The organism is Streptomyces sp. NPDC045968 (genome assembly GCF_056430475.1).
Window position 1 is genome coordinate 149,793 of the sequence record NZ_JBWKLF010000009.1, and the last position, 19,872, is coordinate 169,664.

Annotated in this window: 16 protein-coding genes and 1 pseudogene; 8 read left to right on the forward strand and 9 right to left on the reverse strand. The window is 70.1% G+C overall.

Annotated elements, in window-relative coordinates:
* Positions 1-142: 142 nt before the first annotated feature.
* Together AC07FA_RS25465 and AC07FA_RS25470 are read right to left on the reverse strand one after the other, a co-directional pair.
* Positions 143-1,822, reverse strand: coding sequence for an ABC transporter substrate-binding protein (locus tag AC07FA_RS25465; protein WP_479078494.1), 1,680 nt, complete (start codon positions 1,820-1,822; stop codon positions 143-145).
* A 128-nt stretch (positions 1,823-1,950) separates the two neighbouring features.
* Entirely contained in the window at positions 1,951-2,694 is a 744-nt protein-coding gene (locus AC07FA_RS25470; RefSeq protein WP_479078496.1) for an SDR family oxidoreductase, read from the reverse strand.
* A 239-nt stretch (positions 2,695-2,933) separates the two neighbouring features.
* Here AC07FA_RS25470 and AC07FA_RS25475 point away from each other — a divergent pair, with 239 nt between their 5' ends.
* The 4 genes from AC07FA_RS25475 to AC07FA_RS25490 are packed head-to-tail and all read left to right on the forward strand — an operon-like array spanning position 2,934 to position 6,692.
* Complete coding sequence (locus tag AC07FA_RS25475) at positions 2,934-4,163, forward strand: cytochrome P450 (protein ID WP_479078498.1); 1,230 nt, start codon at positions 2,934-2,936, stop codon at positions 4,161-4,163.
* Entirely contained in the window at positions 4,160-4,375 is a 216-nt protein-coding gene (locus AC07FA_RS25480) for a ferredoxin (protein WP_479078500.1), read from the forward strand. The genes AC07FA_RS25475 and AC07FA_RS25480 overlap by 4 nt, the downstream gene beginning before the upstream one ends.
* A 17-nt stretch (positions 4,376-4,392) precedes the next feature.
* Positions 4,393-5,706 carry a serine hydrolase gene (locus tag AC07FA_RS25485; protein ID WP_479078502.1) on the forward strand — a complete coding sequence of 438 codons (1,314 nt, stop codon included), beginning with the start codon at positions 4,393-4,395 and terminating at the stop codon, positions 5,704-5,706.
* Positions 5,703-6,692: an EamA family transporter gene (locus AC07FA_RS25490; RefSeq protein ID WP_479078504.1), complete on the forward strand. Its 990-nt coding sequence runs from the start codon at positions 5,703-5,705 to the stop codon at positions 6,690-6,692. Before AC07FA_RS25485 ends, AC07FA_RS25490 begins: the two co-directional genes overlap by 4 nt.
* Here the strand turns inward: AC07FA_RS25490 and AC07FA_RS25495 are convergent.
* Genes AC07FA_RS25495 through AC07FA_RS25510 form a run of 4 tightly spaced genes read right to left on the reverse strand, consistent with a single transcriptional unit; the run spans position 6,644 to position 11,815 of the window.
* Complete coding sequence (locus tag AC07FA_RS25495; RefSeq protein ID WP_479078506.1) at positions 6,644-7,666, reverse strand: GNAT family N-acetyltransferase; 1,023 nt, start codon at positions 7,664-7,666, stop codon at positions 6,644-6,646. The genes AC07FA_RS25490 and AC07FA_RS25495 overlap by 49 nt on opposite strands.
* Entirely contained in the window at positions 7,663-9,381 is a 1,719-nt protein-coding gene (locus AC07FA_RS25500) for an ABC transporter substrate-binding protein (RefSeq protein WP_479078508.1), read from the reverse strand. Before AC07FA_RS25500 ends, AC07FA_RS25495 begins: the two co-directional genes overlap by 4 nt.
* Positions 9,378-10,526, reverse strand: coding sequence for a GNAT family N-acetyltransferase (locus AC07FA_RS25505; protein WP_479078509.1), 1,149 nt, complete (start codon positions 10,524-10,526; stop codon positions 9,378-9,380). The genes AC07FA_RS25500 and AC07FA_RS25505 overlap by 4 nt, the downstream gene beginning before the upstream one ends.
* Positions 10,523-11,815 (reverse strand): ATP-grasp domain-containing protein, encoded by a 1,293-nt coding sequence (locus AC07FA_RS25510; protein WP_479078511.1) that lies wholly within the window; start codon positions 11,813-11,815, stop codon positions 10,523-10,525. The genes AC07FA_RS25505 and AC07FA_RS25510 overlap by 4 nt, the downstream gene beginning before the upstream one ends.
* A 275-nt stretch (positions 11,816-12,090) precedes the next feature.
* Between AC07FA_RS25510 and AC07FA_RS25515 the strand changes: the two genes are divergently transcribed.
* A complete protein-coding gene (locus tag AC07FA_RS25515) occupies positions 12,091-13,740 on the forward strand; it encodes a penicillin-binding transpeptidase domain-containing protein (protein WP_479078512.1) in 1,650 nt (549 codons plus the stop codon).
* Positions 13,741-13,811: 71 nt separating this feature from the next.
* On the opposite strand, the gene AC07FA_RS25520 is transcribed toward AC07FA_RS25515, so the two are convergent.
* The 3 genes and pseudogenes from AC07FA_RS25520 to AC07FA_RS25530 all read right to left on the reverse strand — a co-directional run.
* A complete protein-coding gene (locus AC07FA_RS25520; protein ID WP_479078513.1) occupies positions 13,812-14,840 on the reverse strand; it encodes an MBL fold metallo-hydrolase in 1,029 nt (342 codons plus the stop codon).
* A 160-nt stretch (positions 14,841-15,000) separates the two neighbouring features.
* Entirely contained in the window at positions 15,001-16,185 is a 1,185-nt protein-coding gene (argJ, locus tag AC07FA_RS25525; RefSeq protein WP_479078514.1) for a bifunctional glutamate N-acetyltransferase/amino-acid acetyltransferase ArgJ, read from the reverse strand.
* A 191-nt stretch (positions 16,186-16,376) separates the two neighbouring features.
* Positions 16,377-17,111: pseudogene (locus AC07FA_RS25530) on the reverse strand (AfsR/SARP family transcriptional regulator); the annotation flags it as partial.
* A 200-nt stretch (positions 17,112-17,311) separates the two neighbouring features.
* Here AC07FA_RS25530 and AC07FA_RS25535 point away from each other — a divergent pair.
* The 3 genes from AC07FA_RS25535 (at position 17,312) to AC07FA_RS25545 (ending at position 19,848) form a co-directional block, all read left to right on the forward strand.
* The gene (locus AC07FA_RS25535; protein ID WP_479078515.1) at positions 17,312-17,749 is read left to right on the forward strand and encodes a helix-turn-helix domain-containing protein; all 438 of its coding nucleotides are present in this window, start codon (positions 17,312-17,314) and stop codon (positions 17,747-17,749) included.
* A 366-nt stretch (positions 17,750-18,115) separates the two neighbouring features.
* On the forward strand, positions 18,116-18,679 hold the full coding sequence (locus tag AC07FA_RS25540; protein WP_479078516.1) for an ImmA/IrrE family metallo-endopeptidase: 564 nt from the start codon (positions 18,116-18,118) through the stop codon (positions 18,677-18,679).
* Entirely contained in the window at positions 18,676-19,848 is a 1,173-nt protein-coding gene (locus tag AC07FA_RS25545; RefSeq protein WP_479078517.1) for an MAB_1171c family putative transporter, read from the forward strand. The genes AC07FA_RS25540 and AC07FA_RS25545 overlap by 4 nt, the downstream gene beginning before the upstream one ends.
* The last annotated feature ends 24 nt before the right edge of the window (positions 19,849-19,872 follow it).

The following is a 19,872-nucleotide window of genomic DNA, read 5'->3' on the forward strand; positions in this document are numbered from 1 at the left end:
ACCCGGGCGGGCTGAGGGGGCTGGACGGCGGGCACCCGCGTGGGCTGGGCGGCGGGCCGGACGTCCTGGGGGGATACGGGCCGGCCGGCCGCGGCGGAGCTTCCCCCTGCCGCGGCCGGCCGTCACAGCCCGGTGGACCGGGTCAGTCCTCGGCCCCGATGGCTCCGAGCGCCGCGTAGTCGTACATGCCGAACGACCCCGTGACGAAGACGTTCTTGGCGTCCGGGTGCCGGTAGAGCAGCGAGCGCGGATAGAGATAGGGCACGATCACCGCGTGCTCCATCGTCAGCCGGTCGATGCGCTGCCAGATCTCCGCGCGCTCGACCGGATCGGCGCACGTCGCGCCCCGGTCCAGCAGCTCGTTGATCTCCGGGTCGTCGAGCTCACCCATGTTCTGGTTGCCGCGCTCCTTGATGGCCCGGCCGTCGACGATCTGCTGGAGGAATCCGTAGCCGTCGGGGAAGTCGGCGCCCCAGCCGAACATGATGATCCCGATGCCGTGCTCCGCCAGATAGGACGGCGAGCCGCCGTAGACCTCGAAGTAGTCGCCCGACGGGAAGTCCAGCACCTCGGCCTCGATGCCGACGCGCGCCAGCCCTGCGGCGAGCGCCTCGGCGGCCCGGTACTCCTTCAGCCGGTCCTTGCGGGCGGCGATCTTCGTCTTGAAGCCGTTGGGCATGCCGGCCAGGGCGAGTTCGGCCCGCGCGGCCTCCAGATCGCCGGTTCCGTCGTCCCCGACCGGGTAGCGGTCGAAGGGCTCGTACCCGTCGATGGTGGGCGGCAGGATCGTCGTCGCGATGTCGCCGCCGACCTTGCCGCCGTACGCCTCCTGCATGGCCGCCTTGTCCGTGGCGAACTGGACGGCGCGGCGGCAGTGCACGTTGTCGAAGGGGGCGATGTTGCTCGACAGGCAGTAGATCCAGGTGAACCCGGTCAGCGGGTTGTCGGCGTTGGCCCGCAGCTCGGGGTCGGCCAGGATGCGTTCCTGGGCCAGCGGCTGGACGCCGAAGCCGGCCAGGTCGATGTGGGCCTCGCCGGAGATGAGCATCCGGTCGACCTCGTGCGGCTCCACTCCGAGCAGCACCTCGATCCGTTGGGCGCGCTGCATACGGACCGGGTCGGTGTCCGGGTCCCAGTGCGGGTTGGGCTCCAGCACGGCCAGCTTGCCGCGGGTGTAGGAGGCGACCCGGTAGGGACCGGTCGCGACCGGGCGCACCGCGTATGCCGCACCCGTGTCCAGGCGGCGGGGGACCGGCGTGGTGCTGGGCATGGTCGCCAGCAGGTCCATGCCCGCGAACGGCTCCCGCAGCCGGAAGATCAGGGTGCGGTCGTCCGGGGTCTCCAGCGTCACCGGACCGTCGGCGTCGGGCTCCCGCCAGGGGCCGCCGTACTCGGTGCCCAGCAGCTGCCGGAAGTACGTCGGCCCGACACCCAGCACGTCGGTGCCGTAATTGCTCCTGGCGATCGCGTACTTGACGTCGCCGGACGTGACGGGGGAGCCGTCCTCGTACTTCAGTCCTTCGCGCAGCCGGTACGTCCAGGTGCGCCCGCCGTCGGACGACTCGCCCAGGCTCTCGGCGAGGTCGGGCACGAGCCGCTGTCCCGCCTTGCCCGGCGCGGTGTCGAACGTGACCAGGGTCCGGCCGATGAGCCGCAGAAAGTTCCAGGTGTACGCGTAGTAGGTGTTCCCCGGGTCCAGTGAGTCGAAGTCGTCGGTGCGTACCAGTCGGAGCGTGCCCCCTGTCGCGGTGGTCGGCCGGACCACACCGTGCACGCCGGCATCGAAGCCGCTGCCGGTCTCCGTCGGCTTACTGGTCGTCATTTCCCGTAACCCTTCCTCGCGTTGCTCTTCCGCACACATCCTGTGCGGGGGTACTCGTGGAGCGGCGCGGCCGCCGGGCCCGCGCATAGCGGGCGGCGGGTCGGCATAGCGCCGGCGGGGTGGCCGGATCAGGCCTGGTCGGTCGGGCGGATGAAGATCTCGTTGACGGTCGCGTGCTCCGGCGCCGTCACCGCGTACCGGACCGCCTCGGCGATGTCCGCGCTCTGCAACTGCCGGATCTTCGTCACCCGTTCCTGGATCGCGGCCTTCGACGGCGCGTGCGTGATGTGGTCGCGCAGCTCGGTCTCGACGGTCCCGGGCTCGATGACCACGACACGGACCCCGCGCTCGGTGACCTCCTGCCGCAGGCCCTCGCTGAAGCCGTTCACCGCGAACTTGCTGGCGTTGTACGCGGCGCTGCCCCGGCCCACCACACGCGCGGCGACCGAGGAGATCTGCACGACCGTGCCACGGCTGCGGAGCAGGTGCGGCAGCGCCGCGTGCGTCATGTACATCAGGCCGAGGACGTTGACATCCATCATGCGGGTCCAGTCCGTGGTGTCGGCGCCCTCGACGGGGCCCAGCAGCATCAGACCGGCGCTGTTCACGACGATGTCGAGGGAACCGAGCGTCTCCACGGTCGTCGCGACCGCCGCGTGCACCGCCTGCTCGTCGGCGACGTCGAGCGGCAGCACGAGCACGGTCGCGCCACCGGCCTCCAGCTCCGCGCGCAGCGCCTGGAGCCGGTCCGTACGGCGGGCCGCGATGGCGACCTTCGCGCCGTCGGCGGCCAGGGCGCGTGCCGTGGCCTCACCGATGCCGGAGCTTGCGCCGGTGACGAGCGCGACCTTTCCCTGCAGAATTCCGGACATGTGTAACTCCCAGTGTACGAGCCGGTGCGTTCCCTTGAATTACTTATGCGCATGGGCGCGGAATCGGTGACGTTATCAGCCCGTTCACCGCGCGTGAATACCCATTGTCACCACGGGTTATGTGCACTCCGCGCCTGTTATGCACAGTGGGCCGGAGCAGCAGACGTGCGTCCGCCATATCGGGCAGATTGTGACAGCGATCCCACGTCGGCATGACCTTTGTGTACTGATGGGCGGAAATGATGCGAGACGATGTAGCGGTCCAGGACGGGAAGGCGGCACCGTCCTACCCGATGCTCCGGGGCTGCCCGGTCGATCCGCCGCCGCAGCTCGCGGAGTTGAGGGCGGGACCGGCGGCGAGCCGGGTGACGCTGTGGGACGGCAGCGAGGTGTGGCTGGTGACCGCGCACGCCCATGTGCGCGCCGTGCTCGGCGACCGCAGATTCACCGCGGTGACCAGCGCCCCCGGATTTCCCATGATGACGCCCACATCGCAGCTGGTACGGGCGCAGCCGAAATCCGCCTCGTTCATCCGTGCGGACGATCCGGAGCACTCGCGGCTGCGTTCGATGCTGACCCGCGAATTCCTTCAGCGTCGCGCCGATGAAATGCGCCCGATGCTCCGGGAAATGCTGGACGAAATTCTTTCGGAACTGGTCGCGGGTGAACGCCCGGTCGATCTCGTGGCGAAACTGACGATCCCCGTGCCGTCCCGCGTCATCGCCGCGATGTTCGGCATCCCCGCCGGTGAGCGTGGACTGATGGAGGACCGCAGCGCCATCCTGATCGACCGCGGCTACACCCCCCAGGAGGTGGCCGCGGCCCGTGACGAGCTGGACGCCTTCCTGCGCGGGCTCGTCGAGTCACGCATCCGCGAACCCGGCGACGACCTGATCAGCCGGCTCGTCGTCGACCAGGTGCGCCAGGGCAAGCTGGACATCGACGAGATGGTCCCGATGTGCCGGCTGCTGCTGGTCGCCGGGCACGGCACGACCACGAGCCAGGCAGGTCTGAGCCTGCTGAGCCTGGTCACCGACGAAGGACTCGCCGCATCGCTGCGCGAGGACCCGGAGCTGCTGCCGGCGGCCGTCGAGGAACTCCTGCGCTTCCACTCCATCGTGCAGAACGGACTGGCCCGCGCGGCCACCGAGGACGTACAGCTCGGCGATGTGGTCATCAAGGCGGGCGAGGGCGTCGTGCTGTCGCTGTCCGCGGGCAACCGCGACGAGCAGCTCTTCCCGTCCCCCGACACCCTGGACCCGCACCGCGACGCCCGCCGGCACCTGGCGTTCGGCCACGGCATCCACCAGTGCCTCGGGCAGTGGCTCGCCAAGGCCGAGATCGAGGAGATGCTCGCCGCCGTACTGCGCTGGATGCCCGGCGTGCGGCTCGCCGTGCCCTTCGAGAAGCTCGAATTCCGCCACGAGGTGTCGAGTTACGGTCTCGGCAGCCTGCCGGTGACCTGGTGAGCGATCCCGGCCGGCTGACCGTCAGCGTCGACGTGACCGCCTGCTGCGCCATGGGCCGGTGCGCGGCGACGGAGCCCGATATCTTCGACCAGGACCCCGACACCGGCACCGTGGTGCTGCTCGACCCCACCCCGCCGCCCGCGCTCCACGAAGGAGCGCGGCTGTGCGCGGACCTGTGTCCGTGCGGCGCCATCACGGTCACCGAGAACTGACCGGACAAGGAGTGAAGATGACCGACGTCCCTGGTACCACCACGTCCGTCCGGACCGCGGCCGAGGAGGAACTCGCCGAGGACAGCTCTCCCCTGGCCGCTCCCTGCCGTTGGGCGATGGAGCTGCTGACAGCTCCGGACCTGCCGTCGGAGGAGGAGATGGCCCGGTCCCTGGTGCCCGGCTTCCTCGACAAGTACCCGCAGGGGTTCACCGCGACCCTGGACGAGTGGCGCAAGCTCGGCCCGTTCACCGTGACGACCTACCAACCGGTCGCGCACAAGGGCTGGTTGGTCCTCACCGACCCGTCCGGGCGTGATTTCTCGCTCACCGTGATCATCGACTCGACGGGTCTGGTCCGCATCCTGCACCTCCAGCCGGACATCTTCGTCCCGGAGATACGGACATGGGCCGACCTCGACGAGGCGCTGCGCATCGAGGGGGTCACCTCCTCGGTGCTGGCCGTCCGCCTCGAAGAGGGCCGGCACACCGTGCTGCACGAGAAGGAGGCCCACCGGGCGCTCCCCACCGGTTCGGCGTACAAGCTCTACCTCATGCGGGCCCTCATCCACGCCATCGACAACGGTGAGCTCGACTGGGACGACGAGGTCGTCACCCGGCCCGACCTGCGCAGTCTGCCCACCGGCGACATGCAGGAACTGCCGGACGGGACGCGGGTACCGGTCCGCGAGACGGCGCACAAGATGATCGCGATGAGCGACAACACGGCCGCCGACCTCCTCGCCGACAAGGTGGGGCGCGAGGCCGTGGAGCGCGCCGTGGTGGCCTCGGGTCACCACGACCCCTCCCTGCTGCGGCCCTTCCTCTCCAGCCGCGAGGTCTTCGAGATCGGCTGGGGCGCGCCCGAACTCCGCCGCGCCTGGGCCGAGGGCGACGAGACGGCCCGCCGGGAGCTGCTGCACCGGGTCGCCAAGCCGCTCACCGTGCGCGGCTCCGACCTCGGTGAGACGGTCCACCAGCTAGGCCTGGACTGGCACATGAGCGCGTACGACGTGTTCAGGGTCCTCGAAGCCCTCGTACAGGACGGCGCGCGGGACGCGAGCGGGACGGTCGACGCCATTCTGACCGCCTATCCCGGCATCCTCGTGGACCGCGAGAAGTGGTCCAAGGTCGTCTTCAAGGGCGGCTCGTGCCCGGGCGTCATGATGTTCTGCTGGCTCCTGGAGGACCACCAGGGCACGCCGCACGTCCTGGTGCTGCAACAGGCGGCCGACGAGCAGAAGCTGATCGGCGACGGCCAGCTGCTGCGCAGGCTCGGTGCGAAGGTCATCGAGTCCGGGCTCCTGGAAGGCGAGAAGGAACCCACTCAGTGAGCACCAGGGACCGGCTGCTCGCCGTCCTCGTCGCAGTGCTGTGGGGGCTGAACTTCCTCGCCGTGCGGGTCGGGCTCGACCACTTCCCGCCGTTCTTCCTCGCCGCACTGCGCTTTCTGGTCCTCGCGGTGCCCGTGGTCCTGTTCGTACCCCGCCCGCAGGTGCCGCTGCGCTGGCTGCTGGGGTACGGACTGGGCTTCGGCGCCATGCAGTTCGGGCTGCTGTTCCTGGCCATCGACAACGGAATGCCCTCGGGCCAGGCTTCCGTGGTGGTGCAGGCGGCGGCCCCCCTGACCGTGCTGCTCGGCGCGGTCCTGCTGCACGAGCGGCTTTCGTGGCAGCAGCTGGCCGGTATGGCGGCCGCGGTCCTGGGGCTGACGGTGATCGCCGTGGACCGGGCCAGGACCGCGGCGCTGCTGCCGCTCTTCCTGACCCTGCTGGCGGCGCTCGGCTGGGCGTTCGGCAACCTCGCCAGCAGGCAGGCCAAGCCCGAGCATCCGCTGCGCTTCGCGCTGTGGATGTCGGTGGTGCCGCCCCTGCCGCTGCTGGCGCTGTCCGCCGTGATGGAGGGACCGGCCACGGGATGGCGGGCCTTCGGCGGCGCGTTCGACGCGCAGGGCTGGCCCGGTCTCGTGGCGCTGCTGTACATCGCGCTGGCGGGTTCCGTGGTGGGCTCGGGCATCTGGACGGCGCTGCTGAAGCGGTACGAGGCCGGGACCGTGGCCCCGTACTCGATGCTCGTCCCGGTCGTCGGCATCGCGGCGGCCTGGCCGGCGCTCGACGAACAGCCGAGCGCCCTGTCCCTGGCCGGCGCCGCGATCGTGGTCGTCGGCGTGCTGGCCGGCATGGGACTCACCCTGCCCAAGCGCTCCCACGGCAAAGGCCCCGGCCCCGGCGCGGAGCCGGGGCCGGGGCCGGGGCCGGAGCCCGGCGTGGATCAGGCCGACGACCCCACCCCGAAGGTCCAGGACACCCAACGGTCCTGAGGCACGAAGCCCATCGCGCTGTTGACGGCGATCATCGAGTGGTTGTCCTCGGCGTTCGCCGTCTCCAGCAGCCGTACCGCGGGCTCCTGCCGCAGCACGTTCTCCAGGTTCGAGAGCTTCAGGAGCAGCCCCAGCCGGTGACCGCGATGCGCCCGGTGGACCACCGTCATGCCCTGGAGGGCGTACTCCGGGTTGCCGGTGGTCTTGGAGATGCTGGTGTAACCGGCCAGCGTCCCGCTCGCCTGGTGGACGACCCCGGTGTGGTACGCCCGGCGGCCCCGGCCCACGCGCATGGTCTCGAAGGCGCGGGCGTAGCTGGTCTCGACCTCCTGGTCGGACTCGGGCTCGGCCCCGGTGTCACCGAGGGACTGCTCCAGCCGTGAGACCGGCACCGCGTAGGCGTCGGGGGTGACGGTGCCCCACCGGACCAGGCGGTAGCCCTCGGGGAGCGCGGGCACGCCGTCGGCCAGCGGGTCGTGGCGGCGCAGATCGAGCCACTGGTGCAGCCCCGACGGGCCGTCCGCCGGAACCCCGCCGAGGGCGGCGACGAACGCCGCGGGGGCGGGGTCGCGCGCCGGGCCGCCCTCCAGCGGTTCGACGGTCATGCCGGCGAGCGTGGTGCGCCCGTGCTCGGCGGCCAGTTCACGTGCCCGGCCGAACAGCGCGCGGCCTGTCCCGCGGCGGCGCAGCTTGGGGTGGACGAGGAGCTGGTCCACCCGGGCCACGGGTGCGCCGTTGGGCAGGGCGAGCCGCAGCGCGCCGACGACCTGCCCGTCGCGCAGGGCGACCCAGTCCTCCAGCGCGGTGGCCGGCGGGGCGAACCGCAGGGAGCCGATCATGTCGACCGGGCAGGGCGGCGCGGACCCGGGGACGTCGTCCGCCGCCTCCGCCATCAACTGGAGCCACTGACCCGCCGTGTCGTCGTCGTCCGCGCTCAGCGGGATGAAGCGGAGCTCCGGTGTGCTGTCGTTCATGGAGTGGTCTCCCGGTCGAGATGGCCCGAAGTGGGGCTGCTGAGGCCCATGGCCTGGATGTCGTACAGACCGAAGGCCGGCTGGACGTAGACGTTCGTGACCCACGGATTGCGGAAGGACAGGGTCTTGTCGTGGACCAGGGGAAGGATCACGGCGTGTTCCATGACCAGTCTCTCGACCACTCGCCACAGGCGGGTGCGTTCCGCCGGATCGGTGGTGTGCAGGCTCCGGTCGATCAGCTCGTTGATCTCCGGGGCGTCCAGCTCGGCGATGTTCCAGTTCCCGCCGTTCCGCTTGATCTGGCGGCCGTCGACGAGCGGGGCGAGGAAGCCGTACTCGGTGGGGAAGTCCGCGCCCCAGTCGGTGACGACGAGCCCGAGATTGTGCTTGCGGATGGTCTCCGGTGAGCCCGCGCCCAGGCTGAAGTAGCTGGCCACGTCCAGTTCCTTGACCGTCAGCCGGATGCCGACCCTGGCCACCGATTCGACGACCGCGTCGGCGACCAGCCGGAACTTCCCGCGCTGGGTGCCGATCACCGCGTCGAAACCGTCCGGCAGACCCGCGGCCGCGAGCTCCGCCCGCGCCTTGTCCAGGTCGCCCCGCAGATCGGGTCCCGCCGGATAGCGGTCCAGGCCCTGGTGGGCGGGGAGCCGCGGCGGGAACAGCGCCGGGGTGAGGTCGCCCCCGGTGACGGGGCCGCCGCGGGCCTCCTGGAGCAGCAGCCGGTCGGCCGCGTAGTGCACCGCGCGGCGCACGTGCACGTTGTCGAACGGCGGGATGTGCGGCTGGAGCGAGACGAAGTGCAGGAAGCTCGTGCGGGGGTTGTCCGTGTGGGTGCGCAGGATCTCGTCCGCCGTGACCCGCTGCTGCGCCGCGTGCTGGAGCCCGCGCCCTTCGAGGTTGATGTCGAAGACCCCGTCGATCAACTGGGCGTCGAGGTCGTCGAGCCCCACCCCGATGGTCAGCTCCACCCGGTCGGGCAGGGCGGGCCGCACCGGGTCGGTGGCCCGGTCCCAGTACGGATTGCGCTCCAGGTACAGATGCGCGCCCGGCCGGTGCTCCGCGATCCGGTACGGGCCGCTGCACCGCGGGTCCTCCCCGTAGCGGGCGCCGGTGTCGGCGTGCTTGGGGACGGGCGACACACAGGGCTGGGCCATCAGGTGGTCGAAGTCGGCGAACGGGCTGCGCAGCCGGAAGACGATGGTGCGCTCGTCGGGCGTCTCCACGGACTCCAGGGGGTCGCTGCTCCGGTACGGCCCCGGGTAGGGCCGCGCCGGGTCGTCCAGGAGCGGGATCAGATACGTCGGGCCGCCCGGCAGCACGTCCTGGGCGAAGATCCGCTGCACGGCGTGGCGCACATCGGCGGAGGTGATCGGGGAGCCGTCGTCGAACCGCAGGTTCTCGCGCAGCCGGTACGTCCACGTCCTGGCCCCGTCGCTCGCCCGCCCGGGGCTCTCGGCCAGGTCCGGGACCGGGACGAGCCCGGCGGGACCGGGGTCCGTGGGGTAGGCCATCAGCGTCCGGTTGAGCATCCGCTGCAACAGCCATACCCATACGTAGTACGTACGGGCGGGGTCGAGGGAGTCCACGTCCGCCGACGAGACCAGGCGCAGCGTTCCGCCGCGCCGGTCCGAGGGGTTCACCATCGCTCCGACGGCGGCGTCCCAGCCGGCGCCGGGAACCGTCGCGGTCGGGTGTGGGGTGAGGGCACTCATCGGGGTGCGGTCCTCCGGTCTCGGTCGGTACGGGGAATGCGCAGCACGTACGAGCGCTCCTCGCTGGCCTCGCAGCCGCGCGCCAGCTTCGCCTCGACGCTGCCGATCCCGGCGTGCAGCACGGAGACACCGGCCTCGGCCGCGGCTTCGAGCACCCGGTAGTACAGGACGTCGTAGTAGAGCGGCAGCTTGCCCTGGGCCTCGTAGTCGAAGCCGGCGCGGTGGCCGAACCAGTGCTCCTTGCCGCGGGCCCTGGAGCGCAGGACCATGCCGAAGCCGATGATGACGCCGTTCTGCCGCGCCACGGAGACCATGACGTCGTCGCCCATCACATCGGCGATCCAGGACAGCAGCCCGGCGGAGTGCTCCGGGCTCGACGGATTGCCGTACTTCTTCAGGAGGTTGGAGTCCAGCTCGCCCAGACGCGGCACCAGCTCCTGCGTCAGCGGTTCGACCGTGACCTCCACCCCGGCCTCGGCCAGGGCCCGGCGCTCCAGGCGCACCCGGCGGCGCCGGTGCTTGCTCATGTCGGCGAGGAACTCGTCCCAGCCGCCGGGCGGGATGGGCAGCCAGGCGTAGTGCGCGGAGGTGTGCGAGCGGTAGCCGCGGCTCTCCAGCAGCTCGACGAGCGAGATGTCGCGGACGTCCACGTGCGGGAAGCAGACCGAGGCGGCCTTGCGCTCCTCGGCGAGTCCTTCCGCGTGATCGAGGAGCGCCGCGAGGTCCTCGGGCCGGGCGCCGGGGGTGGTGAGCATCCGGGTACGGCCCAGGTGCCGGCCCCCGCACACCAGCGAGGGCAGCAGCGACGAGGCGTCGCCGTCCGCCACCTCGGCGAGGATGGCCGCCGCCCCCGGGACCTCCTCGTCGGCGGCCCGGGAGAGCATCGCGTCGGGGCGGGCGAGCAGCCAGGGCACGGAGTCGGTCGCCCAGGCCGCGACGAGCCCGGCCACCGGAGCCCCGTCGCGGTGCTGCACGAGGAAGTCCATCGTGGTGCCGGAGTTGCGCTCCTGCACCGCCAGCCAGCGCGGCGTCTGGAAGAAGTCCTCCACACCCGCGAGGTCGTTCCACCCCATGTCCACGAGCGCGGCGGCATCCGGTGCCGCCCGCACTCCGTCCCGGCTCTGCACGTCGTGCGGGAGGCTCACGCCTGCTCCTCCTCGACGACGAAGTCGAGGTACGAGGCGGCCTGGTCGGCGAGCGCCTGTGCCTGGAGCCGGTCGGGGCCGTTGCAGTAGGTGAAGCCGACGCAGGAGGAGTTGTCCATGCGCTGGAGGAGCTGGTCGCCCTTCTCCACGTGCAGCAGCACCTGGACGCCCGGCACCGCCTCGGCGGCCTCCACCCCGTCGACCCGCTGGAGCGTGCCGCGCTTCGCGGGGTAGATCATGCGGACGGCGGCGCCGCCGGAATGCACGACGGGCTCGATCGCCGGGGTCGCGCCGATGGTCAGCAGCCAGGCGTCCAGGATGGGGCTGCGCCCGGTGACGTCGGTGACCAGCATCGTCATACAGCTGGACGGCGTACGGGGGTTGGCCTCGATGATCCGCCAGCCGGACTCGGTGAGCCGCACCTCGGTGTGGCAGGGCCCGTGCCGGTATCCGATGGCCTCCAGGGTCTGGCGGACGACGGAGTACAGCTCGTCGCGCGACGCGTCGGAGAGCGGTACGGGGAAGGTGTGCCCGCACTCGATGTACGCGGGGTCGCCGAACAGGTCCTTCGACGTGACGCCGAAGACGTGCGTGTAGCCGTCCACCGTCATCGTCTCGACGCTGACCTCGACGCCCTCGACGTACGTCTCCAGCAGGACGTCCCCGGAGCGCTGCTGGCCCCGCAGGCTCTTGCGTATCCCGGAGAGCTCGTTCCACGCCTCGGTCAGCTGCGCCATGTCGTCGACGCGGCGCACCCCGTAACTGATGGCCTCCGCCGGGGGCTTGGCGATCATCGGGAAGCCGAGCTTGCGCGCCGCGGCCTCCAGCTGGTCCTTGTCGCTGACCAGCACGTGGGGGATGTTGAACGGTACGTCGCCGAGCGCGACCCGCAACCGGTCCTTGACGTTGGCGGTCTCCACGGACTCCGGGTCGGGGCCCGGCAGGCCGAGCCGCTGCGCCGCCTGCGCGGCGATCACGGTGTGGTAGTCGGAGAACGAGGTCAGCCCGTCCACCAGGGGCTTGCCGTCCTCGCCGGTGACCGAGGCGAGAATCGCGTCGAGGTCGGTGGTGTCCACGTCGATCACCCGGTCGATGACCTGGGCGAGGGGGTGGGAGTCCCAGTCGTGGCCGTGGGTGTACCAGGAACGGTCACCGGTCAGCAGCCAGACCTCCAGGCCGTGCTCGCGGGCCTGGCGCAGACCGAGGACGAATGGGTGGTTCTGCATGTGCTCGACGATGGCGATCCGCTTGTCCGCGAACTGCGCGTAGTCAGCCAGGGGTGTTGTCATCGAACCGCCTCCATGCGTCGGCCGTCGCTCACAGTGTGGGTATGGGGATCAGTTCAACGGCTCGCCGACGGCAAGGCCATGGAGCGGCAGGTGTGCGCATAGGCCGTCTTCGACGCGCATAGGCGGCGGAGACGATCGATTCTCGGTCAAGTTCCCGGGGAGGGGAGGGGACAAGAGGGAGCGAATCCGGCGGAGAGAACGATGAGGGAATCGCGGTGGCCGGAACCTTTCAGCAATGAGAGGACGTAAAGAGCACCCGCGTATACCGTTCGAGCATGGCTCGACAGAACGATTACTACAGTCCTGCCCCGCACGGAAAGCCGCGATCCACCGGAAGCCGTGTGCTGGTGGCCCTGTTGGTGCTGGCGGTGGTGTCAGGCGTCGGATACTGGGGATACACCTCACTCGCCGGGGACGAGGGCGAGGACGATCCCGAAGTCACCGCGGCCGCGGCCCAGCTGGAGAAGTTCATCGGCGCCTGGGAGACGGGCGACGCGAAGGCGGCCGCTTCGTTCACGGACACCCCGTCGAATGCGGAATCCCTCATCACGTCCGTCACGAAGAATCTGGAACCGTCGAAGACGGAGATCACTCCCGGTGACGGGGAGAAGAAGTCTTCCGGCGCAGTTCAATTCCCGTTCAACGTGGCGATGAAGATTCCGGGCGCCGCGGACTACACGTGGGACTCCCGGGCCGAAGTCCTGAAGAAGGACGGCGCCTGGCTCGTCGAGTTCAGCACCCCCATGATCCACCCGAAGATGGTCGCCGGGCAGACGCTGGCCCTCCAGTCCCAGGAGCGGGCCTCCGTCCTCGACGCGAACGGGGACGAACTCCGGGCCGCGTCCGTGGTCGGGGCGGTCGACCCGAAGACCGGCAAGGGGATCTCGGGGCTTGAGGCCCGTTACGACAAGCAGCTCTCCGGCGGAGCCGGCGGCGGGAAGTCCGTGGTGGTCGTCGACCGCAATTCCGGACAAGTGGTGAAGCGGCTCACGAAGAACTCCGCGGGGAAACGCGAGCCGGTCAGGACGACCATCGACCCGAAGATCCAGGAAGCGGCGGCCGCCGCTCTGGAGGGAGTGTCGAAGAATGCGGCCATCGTCGCGATCGACCCCTCCACGGGGAACATCCTCGCGGCGGCCAACAAACCGGGCGGGCAGAACCGCGCACTGAGCGGCCAGTATCCGCCGGGTTCCACATTCAAAGTCGTTACGGCGGCAGCTCTGCTGAAGCAGGGTATGCGCCCCGATGACGTGGCGGAATGCCCGAAGTTCGCGTATGTGGACGGCCAGCGGTTCGAGAACCAGGACCAGTTCGTCCTGCCCGGGGGATCGACGTTCCGGGACTCCTTCGCCCACTCGTGCAATACCTTCTTCGTCAATTCGGCCGGAAAGCTTTCGGAATCGGCGCTCAACGAAACCTCGCGGGCCTTCGGCATCGGCGGGTCGTGGGATGTCGGAGTCACCACCTACGACGGCAGCGTGCCGGTGGCCAACGGCGTCAACGACAAGGCGGCCTCGACCATCGGTCAGGCCCGGGTGCTGGCCTCGCCGCTGGTGATGGCCTCCCTCGCGGCGACGGTGAAGGCAGGGGAGTTCAAGCAGCCGGTGCTGGTGCCGGCGGCGGTGAAGAAGAAGTTCGAGGCCACCGACCGGCTCGACCCCGGGGTGACGTCGGCGCTGCGCGAGATGATGCGGGCGACCGTCACCCGGGGCGCGGGCAAGGCGCTCCAGGGCATCGGCGGGGAGCCGCACGCCAAGACCGGCACGGCCGAGTTCGGCAACGACACCCCGCTGCGTACCCATGCCTGGATGATCGGCTACCAGGGCGAGGGGAACCTCGCCTGGTCGGTGCTGCTGGAGGACGGCGGCTCGGGCGGTTCGGACGCGGGCCCGATCGCGGCGAAGTTCCTGGGGAACCTGGACTGAGCCGGAACGCTTTCCAGCCGGTCCGGCGATCGAGGACGGAGCGCGCCAGGGTCTGATCCGCCGGACAGGCGCTAGCGCAGCTCGGCGGTGATGTCGAGCGGGACCATGGGCTGCGGGGTCAGCACCCGGCTGGCCGTCGCCGCGCGTCCGGCGGCGGCCTTGTCGAGGGCGGTGACCGCGGTTCTGGTCGGCGCCGTCCACAGGGTGTTCGTGGCGCCGGTCCGCAGGTCCGAGACCATGTCGTCGTGGTGGCTGGGGATGATCAGCGGCGGATCGCCGAGCACGTCGAGCAGCCGGTCGAGGTAGCGGTGCACCCCGGAGTGCGGGGTCATGCTGATCACGGCGACGTCCGGGCGCAGGCCCTCCAGTTCGCGGGCGATGTAGTTGCTGGCGCCGGAGAGCAGCACCGAGGGCCCGCCGTCGAAGGCGACCATGTACATCAGCGTTCCGCCCTCGGGCAGTTCCCCGAGGGTCGTGGGCCGCTTCGCCAGGGGCGCGGTGAGCACGTCGGGGGCGAAGTAGCCGAGATCCGCGCCCTGGCTGTGCAGGCTGGGGATCACCTGGACGGTGTAGCCGTCGAACTGGAGGTATTCGCCGCCCCGTACGGGGATCATGTCGGCGACCCGCTCCGCGGGCGTACCGAGCGCGGTGAGCAGATGCCGCGAGGTCAGGTCGCACAAGGTGCGGATGCGGTGCCGCCGCCACTGCGGGAGGGCCAGCAGCTCCGGTACGTCGGCGATGTGGTCGAAGTGCCCGTGGCTGACGAGGACGAGCTCGGGAGGCCCCACGAGCTGTTCGCCCGCCACCCGGGCCACCGCTGCCCGGTCCACGCGCAGGGGGAGCCGCGGGTCGAGTGCGCCGTCGTCGCCCTGGTACGGCATACGGCTCAGATACGGGTCGAAGAGCAGGCTGCGGCCACCGAAGGCGAGCTCCCAGCCGGCCACCCCGAGCCAGCGCATGCTCAGCCGCGTCGAGACGAGGTCGCGTTCCGGCCGCCGTGGTGCCGACGAGGGGCGGAGCGGGGCGGCCCCGGCCGTCAGTAGACCGGCGCTGCCGACCGCCAGCATCCTCTGGAGCACCGATCGCCGCATCCGCAGCATGCGCAAAACCTCCGTTTGTCACCAAGTGTGATCAGGAGGGTACAGACGGTATGGGGCGAGTCAGTGGCTTTCGGCCATGGGCGGCGTCCGTGTCCGGCAGCACGGCGCCCCGCGGCCCGGTGGGGGCCGCGGGGCGCCATGGGCCCGGAGGGTGCGCGGATCAGGTCGTGTACTCCGAGTTGAGCCGCACGTATCCGGGGGTGAGGTCGCATCCGTAGACGGTGAACTCGCCCTGGCCGATGCCCAGTCCGATGCTGATCAGGACTTCGTCACCGCGCAGGTGATCGGCGATCTGCTTGCGCACCAGGGTGTCGTCCTCCGCGCTGCCCGCCGGGTAGACGTCCGTGCCGCCGAACCCGATGGAGACCTTCTCGGGGACGATGTCGGTGTCGTCCTGGCACTTGCCGATGGCCATGGCCACGCGGCCCCAGTTGGGGTCGCTGCCGTGCACGGCCGTCTTGACGAGCGGGGAGTTGACCACGGTCTTGCCCACCCGCTTGGCCTGCGCGGTGTCCCGTGCGCCGGTGACCCGGATCTCGATGAGCTTGCCCGCGCCCTCGCCGTCCTTGGCGATCATCCGGACCAGCTTCAGCGCCACCTCGTGCAGCGCCACCTCGAACTCGGCCGCGTCCACGGGGCCCGCGAGGCCGTTGGCGAACACGGCTGCCGTGTCACTGGTGGAGGTGTCGGTGTCGATGGACACCGCGTTGAAGGTGACGTCCATGACCCGGCGGAAGACCCGGTCCAGCACCGGCTGCGGCAGCTCGGCGTCGGTGGCGAAGAACGTGAGCAGCGTGGCCATGTCCGGCTCCAGCATCCCCACCCCCTTCGCGATCCCGGTGATGGTCGCGTCGCCGCAGCGCGCCGTGGCGATCTTGGAGTGGGTGTCCGTCGTCATGATGGCCTCGGCGGCCCGCTCCAGGCCGCGGTCCTCCGGCGGCCAGCTCAGCGCGTCGAGGTGTACGCGGATGTCGTCCATCGGGTACTGCTTGCCGATGACGCCGGTCGAGGCGATCAGCAGCTCGTCCTCCGGCAGTCCGGCGATCTCGGCCGTCCTGCGGCGCACCTCCCGCGCGTTGCGGTCCCCTTCGGTGCCGGTGGCCACGTTGGCGTTACGGGCCAGCACGACCACGCCGCGTGCCGCCCCGAGCCTGGTCTCGTCCCGGCACAGGACCACACTGGGCCCGGCGAAGCGCGACTTGGTGAACACCGCCGCCGAGACGGTGGGCACGGTGGAGAGCAGGACGGTGAAGTCATCGCGGCCGTCGTCGGCGAGGCCGGCCGGAGCCGTGTGGACCAGAAAGCCCTGGGGTGTGGTCACTGCTGATGTCCCTTTTCTGTTCATGAGTTGGCGTACGCGCTCATGGCCGGCCCGGCGGTCGCCCGCTGTTCCGGAGCCACCACTCAGTCAAGCCCGTTCCCTCACATCTTCTATGCGGACAGGGCCGAACGCAGGGGTAACGCCGAGGCCCTCCGGGTCCTGGAGAAGGCGGAGGTGCTCGTCAGAAAGAACTCGTCCTGGTGCAGCACGGACTGGAGCGCGTCCTTGAGCTTGACGCCCGGGCTGATGCCGATCTGCTCGCGCAGCATCTCCTTGGCCCGGTGGAAGACCTGGATGGCGTCCGCGGGGCGGCCCGCCCCGTAGTACGCCTTCATCAGCCAGACGTAGAGGTCCTCGCGCAGCGGGTCCTGGTCCAGGAGCTCCGTCAGCTGGCCGATGGCCTCCTCGTACCGCTCCGTCTCGATGTCGATCTGCGTGCGCAGTTCGACCGCGGCGGCGCGCTCCCGGTCGAGGCCTTCGGCCTGGAGGCGGAGCCGGCCGGAGGCGATATCGGCGAGGGCGGTGCCCTTCCACATCGAGAGACTGGCGTCGAGCTTCACGACCGCGGCGTCGTACTCGCCGCGTGCGCACAGGGCGCGGACGTCCCGGAGCGCGTCCCGGAAGAGGAACAGGTCGATGCGTTCTACGGGGACGTGCAGTTGGTAGCCGAGGTGATTGGAGGTGAGGACGTCCTTCGGCAGGCCCGCTTCACGCAGAGCCGCCCGTATCTTCCATGCCGAGGTCTGGAGCTGTCCCGACACGGTGCGGGGCGGCTCGCTGTCCCAGGAGTCCTGGATGATCGCTTCCTTGGTGACGAACTGTCCGGGCCTGAGGGCGAGCGACGTCAGGAATCTGAGCTGCCGTTGCCCCTGGATCAGGATGGGTACGCTTGCGTTCAGCAAGGTCACTGGACCGAGGAGCTGGACCGTCAATCGCTGCACGGCACTCATGAAGCTTCCCCCTTCGCGATGATCGTTCGACTGTGTATCGACTGACGTAGAAGTTAATGTGTCCCTGTCCAACGTGAGTTGACGATCAAGCGGCGATGCTACCCGCGTGGATTGAGGTCGTCAACGAGAGTGGATAGACCCCGGCGTCGACGTCAACATGAGTCGAGAGTACGGTGATCCGCACGAAAGGCGGTGCAACTTTGAACAGCACAGACGGACCGGAGAACGCTCTGGCCGAAAAGCTGGACCACCTGTTCACGAACGTGGTTCCCGCCGGACGGCTCCCGTACAGCTCCGAGGAGGTGGCGCGCGCCATCACCGCCGATGGCACGCCGATCTCGGGCAGCTACATCTGGCTGCTGCGCAAGGGGCAGCGTGACAACCCCACGCTGCGCCACCTCGAAGGACTGGCCAAGTTCTTCGGGGTGCCGCCGGCCTACTTCTTCGACGACCAGGTGACCGCGGCCGTGGACACCGACCTGGAGCTGCTCACGGCCCTGCGGGACGCGCAGGTGCAGAAGGTGGCCCTGCGGACGGCCGGACTGTCGGTCAAGAGCCTCAAGTCGATCGCCGAAGTCATCGAGCGCGTACGGGAGTTGGAGGGTCTGTCGGAAGAACAGACCCCGAACGGCGCTTAGCTTCCTGGTTTACCGCGGGCAAATCGAAATTGGTCAAACCCCGCCGAGCGGCGGAAAGGGGAATCCCCGCCGTGGACAATGCGGCCCCCGGTGGAGGGGTCCCATTGCCGTGGCCGGAAGTTGCCCTAGACCACCCGTGGGCACACGTGTTTGGATCTTTACGGAGCGTGGGCGGATCCCGCCGCCTGAGCGTTCCGCGTCGGCATTGATCGACCCCAGGGGGGCTGGAGGTCACGTGGAACTTCGGCATGCGTGTGCGAGGGAATCGTGTACGACGGAATCTCGGCGATCCCGGATTCCCGTCCCGATCTCCGGTGGCACCGCGAGACCACGAGTTGTCCGCACGGACGGGTCGAGGTGATCTCCGTGCGCTGGCCGGTTCTGTTCAGGCGGCGAGGGAAGAACAGCCGCGACGACCGCTGCGAGCGGCGGGTGCGGGCCCTGGGTCTCCCCGTCGACACTACGCTGACGATCGAACAGCTCTGCGAGCATGTCGGCCGCATGCGCGGCCGCCCGGTGCAGTTGCTCTCCCTGACGCTGCCTCTGGGGAGCCCCCACGGACTGTGGGTGTCCACGGAGAGCCGTGAGTACGTCGTCGTCGAGGAGCGGCTCGCTCCCGTGCACCAGCGTCAGGTCATCCTTCACGAGATCGGTCACATCGTCTGTGACCATGCCGCCTCGCCCGCGCTGGCGGCCGAGGACGCCGGAATGCTGCTGCCCTCACTCAACCCCGACCTGGTGCGACGCGTGCTGGGGCGGGAACACGGGCAGTCCGAGGCGGAGATCGAGGCGGAGCTGGTCGGCTCGCTCATCGGCCGCCGGATCGGCGCCTGGACCGTCAGTCCGGTGTGGCCGGTGGCGCCGGAGGCCCGGAGACTCGCCGCGCGCCTGGCCGAACTGGAACCCCCGGCCGTGCCGGGCCGGGGATGAGCGCCTGGCCGAATCTGGTCTGCGCCGCGCTCGCCCTCGTCGCCTTCGTCGAGAAGGTCCGGGTCCTGCGGGCCGGCTACTCGGCGATCCGGCTCGCCCTGGCGGAGAGCTACTTCCTGCTCTGTGTGGTCGGTCTGGTCTCGGTTCCCGCCGTCTGGTCGGAGACGAGCCGCGTGCTCGGCACCGAGAACTTCTCCGGGCTCCTCACCCAGACCTGCGTCATTCTGGTGACGGTGTGTCAGCAGCTCGTGCTGATGCGGCTTTCCCACGAGAGGGTCACGGCATACCGAAAGGCCATTTTCCCGCTTATCGGTCTGGGTGTGACGCTGACGGGCATGACGACCCTGTTCTTCGCCGTTCCCATACGGCAGGCGGCGCCCACCGACTTCAGTGCGCAGGCCGCGGCGCAGAACCCGGTGTATCTGGCTTTCTACCTCATCGCCTTCACGGTGGGGCAGATCAGTATCGGTATCACCTGTCGGCGTCATGCGCATATTCCACAATCGGTTTGGCTCCGGCGGGGTTTGGGCCTTATCGCGCTGACCTTGCCTCTCAGCCTCATATATGCCGCCTGCCGCGCCATGGGCATATTCGCCGAGCATATGGGCGTTCCGGAGGGGCCGTGGGAGCCGATGGCGCAGCTCTCGCTGGCCCTGGTCGGCGTCATGCAGGCCGTGGGCTGGGCGCTGCCGGACATCGGCAAGCGCGTCACCGCCGTACGGCAGTGGGCCGAACACCTGCGCGCCTTCCGTGCCTTGGAGCCGCTGCACCGGGCGGTGACGGCGCGCACGCCCGAGCTGGTCATCCCCATGAAGGGCGCCGCCGGTCTGAACGCGCGGCTGTACCGGGTGATGATCGAGATCCGGGACGCCCAGTGGGCGCTGCGGCCCTGGATGGACCCGGCGCTCGCCGACGCCCTCCGGCGCCGGGGCGTGGACGCCGGGCTGGTGGGCGAGGAGCTGGCCGCGGCGGTCGAGGCGGCTCAGATGCGGGCGGCGATCAAGGCGAAGGACCTCGACGACCTGCCCCCGGAGCCGGTGGAGACCCCGCTGTCGGCGGAACCGGGCGACCTGGCGGCCGAGCTGGTGTTCCAGCGCAGACTGGCCCGGTACTTCGCGTCCCCCCTGGCCGGCGTGGGGCGCCTTGACGGCGCGCGGGTGCGGGCATAGCGTCGCCATGGCTACTGAGCAAGC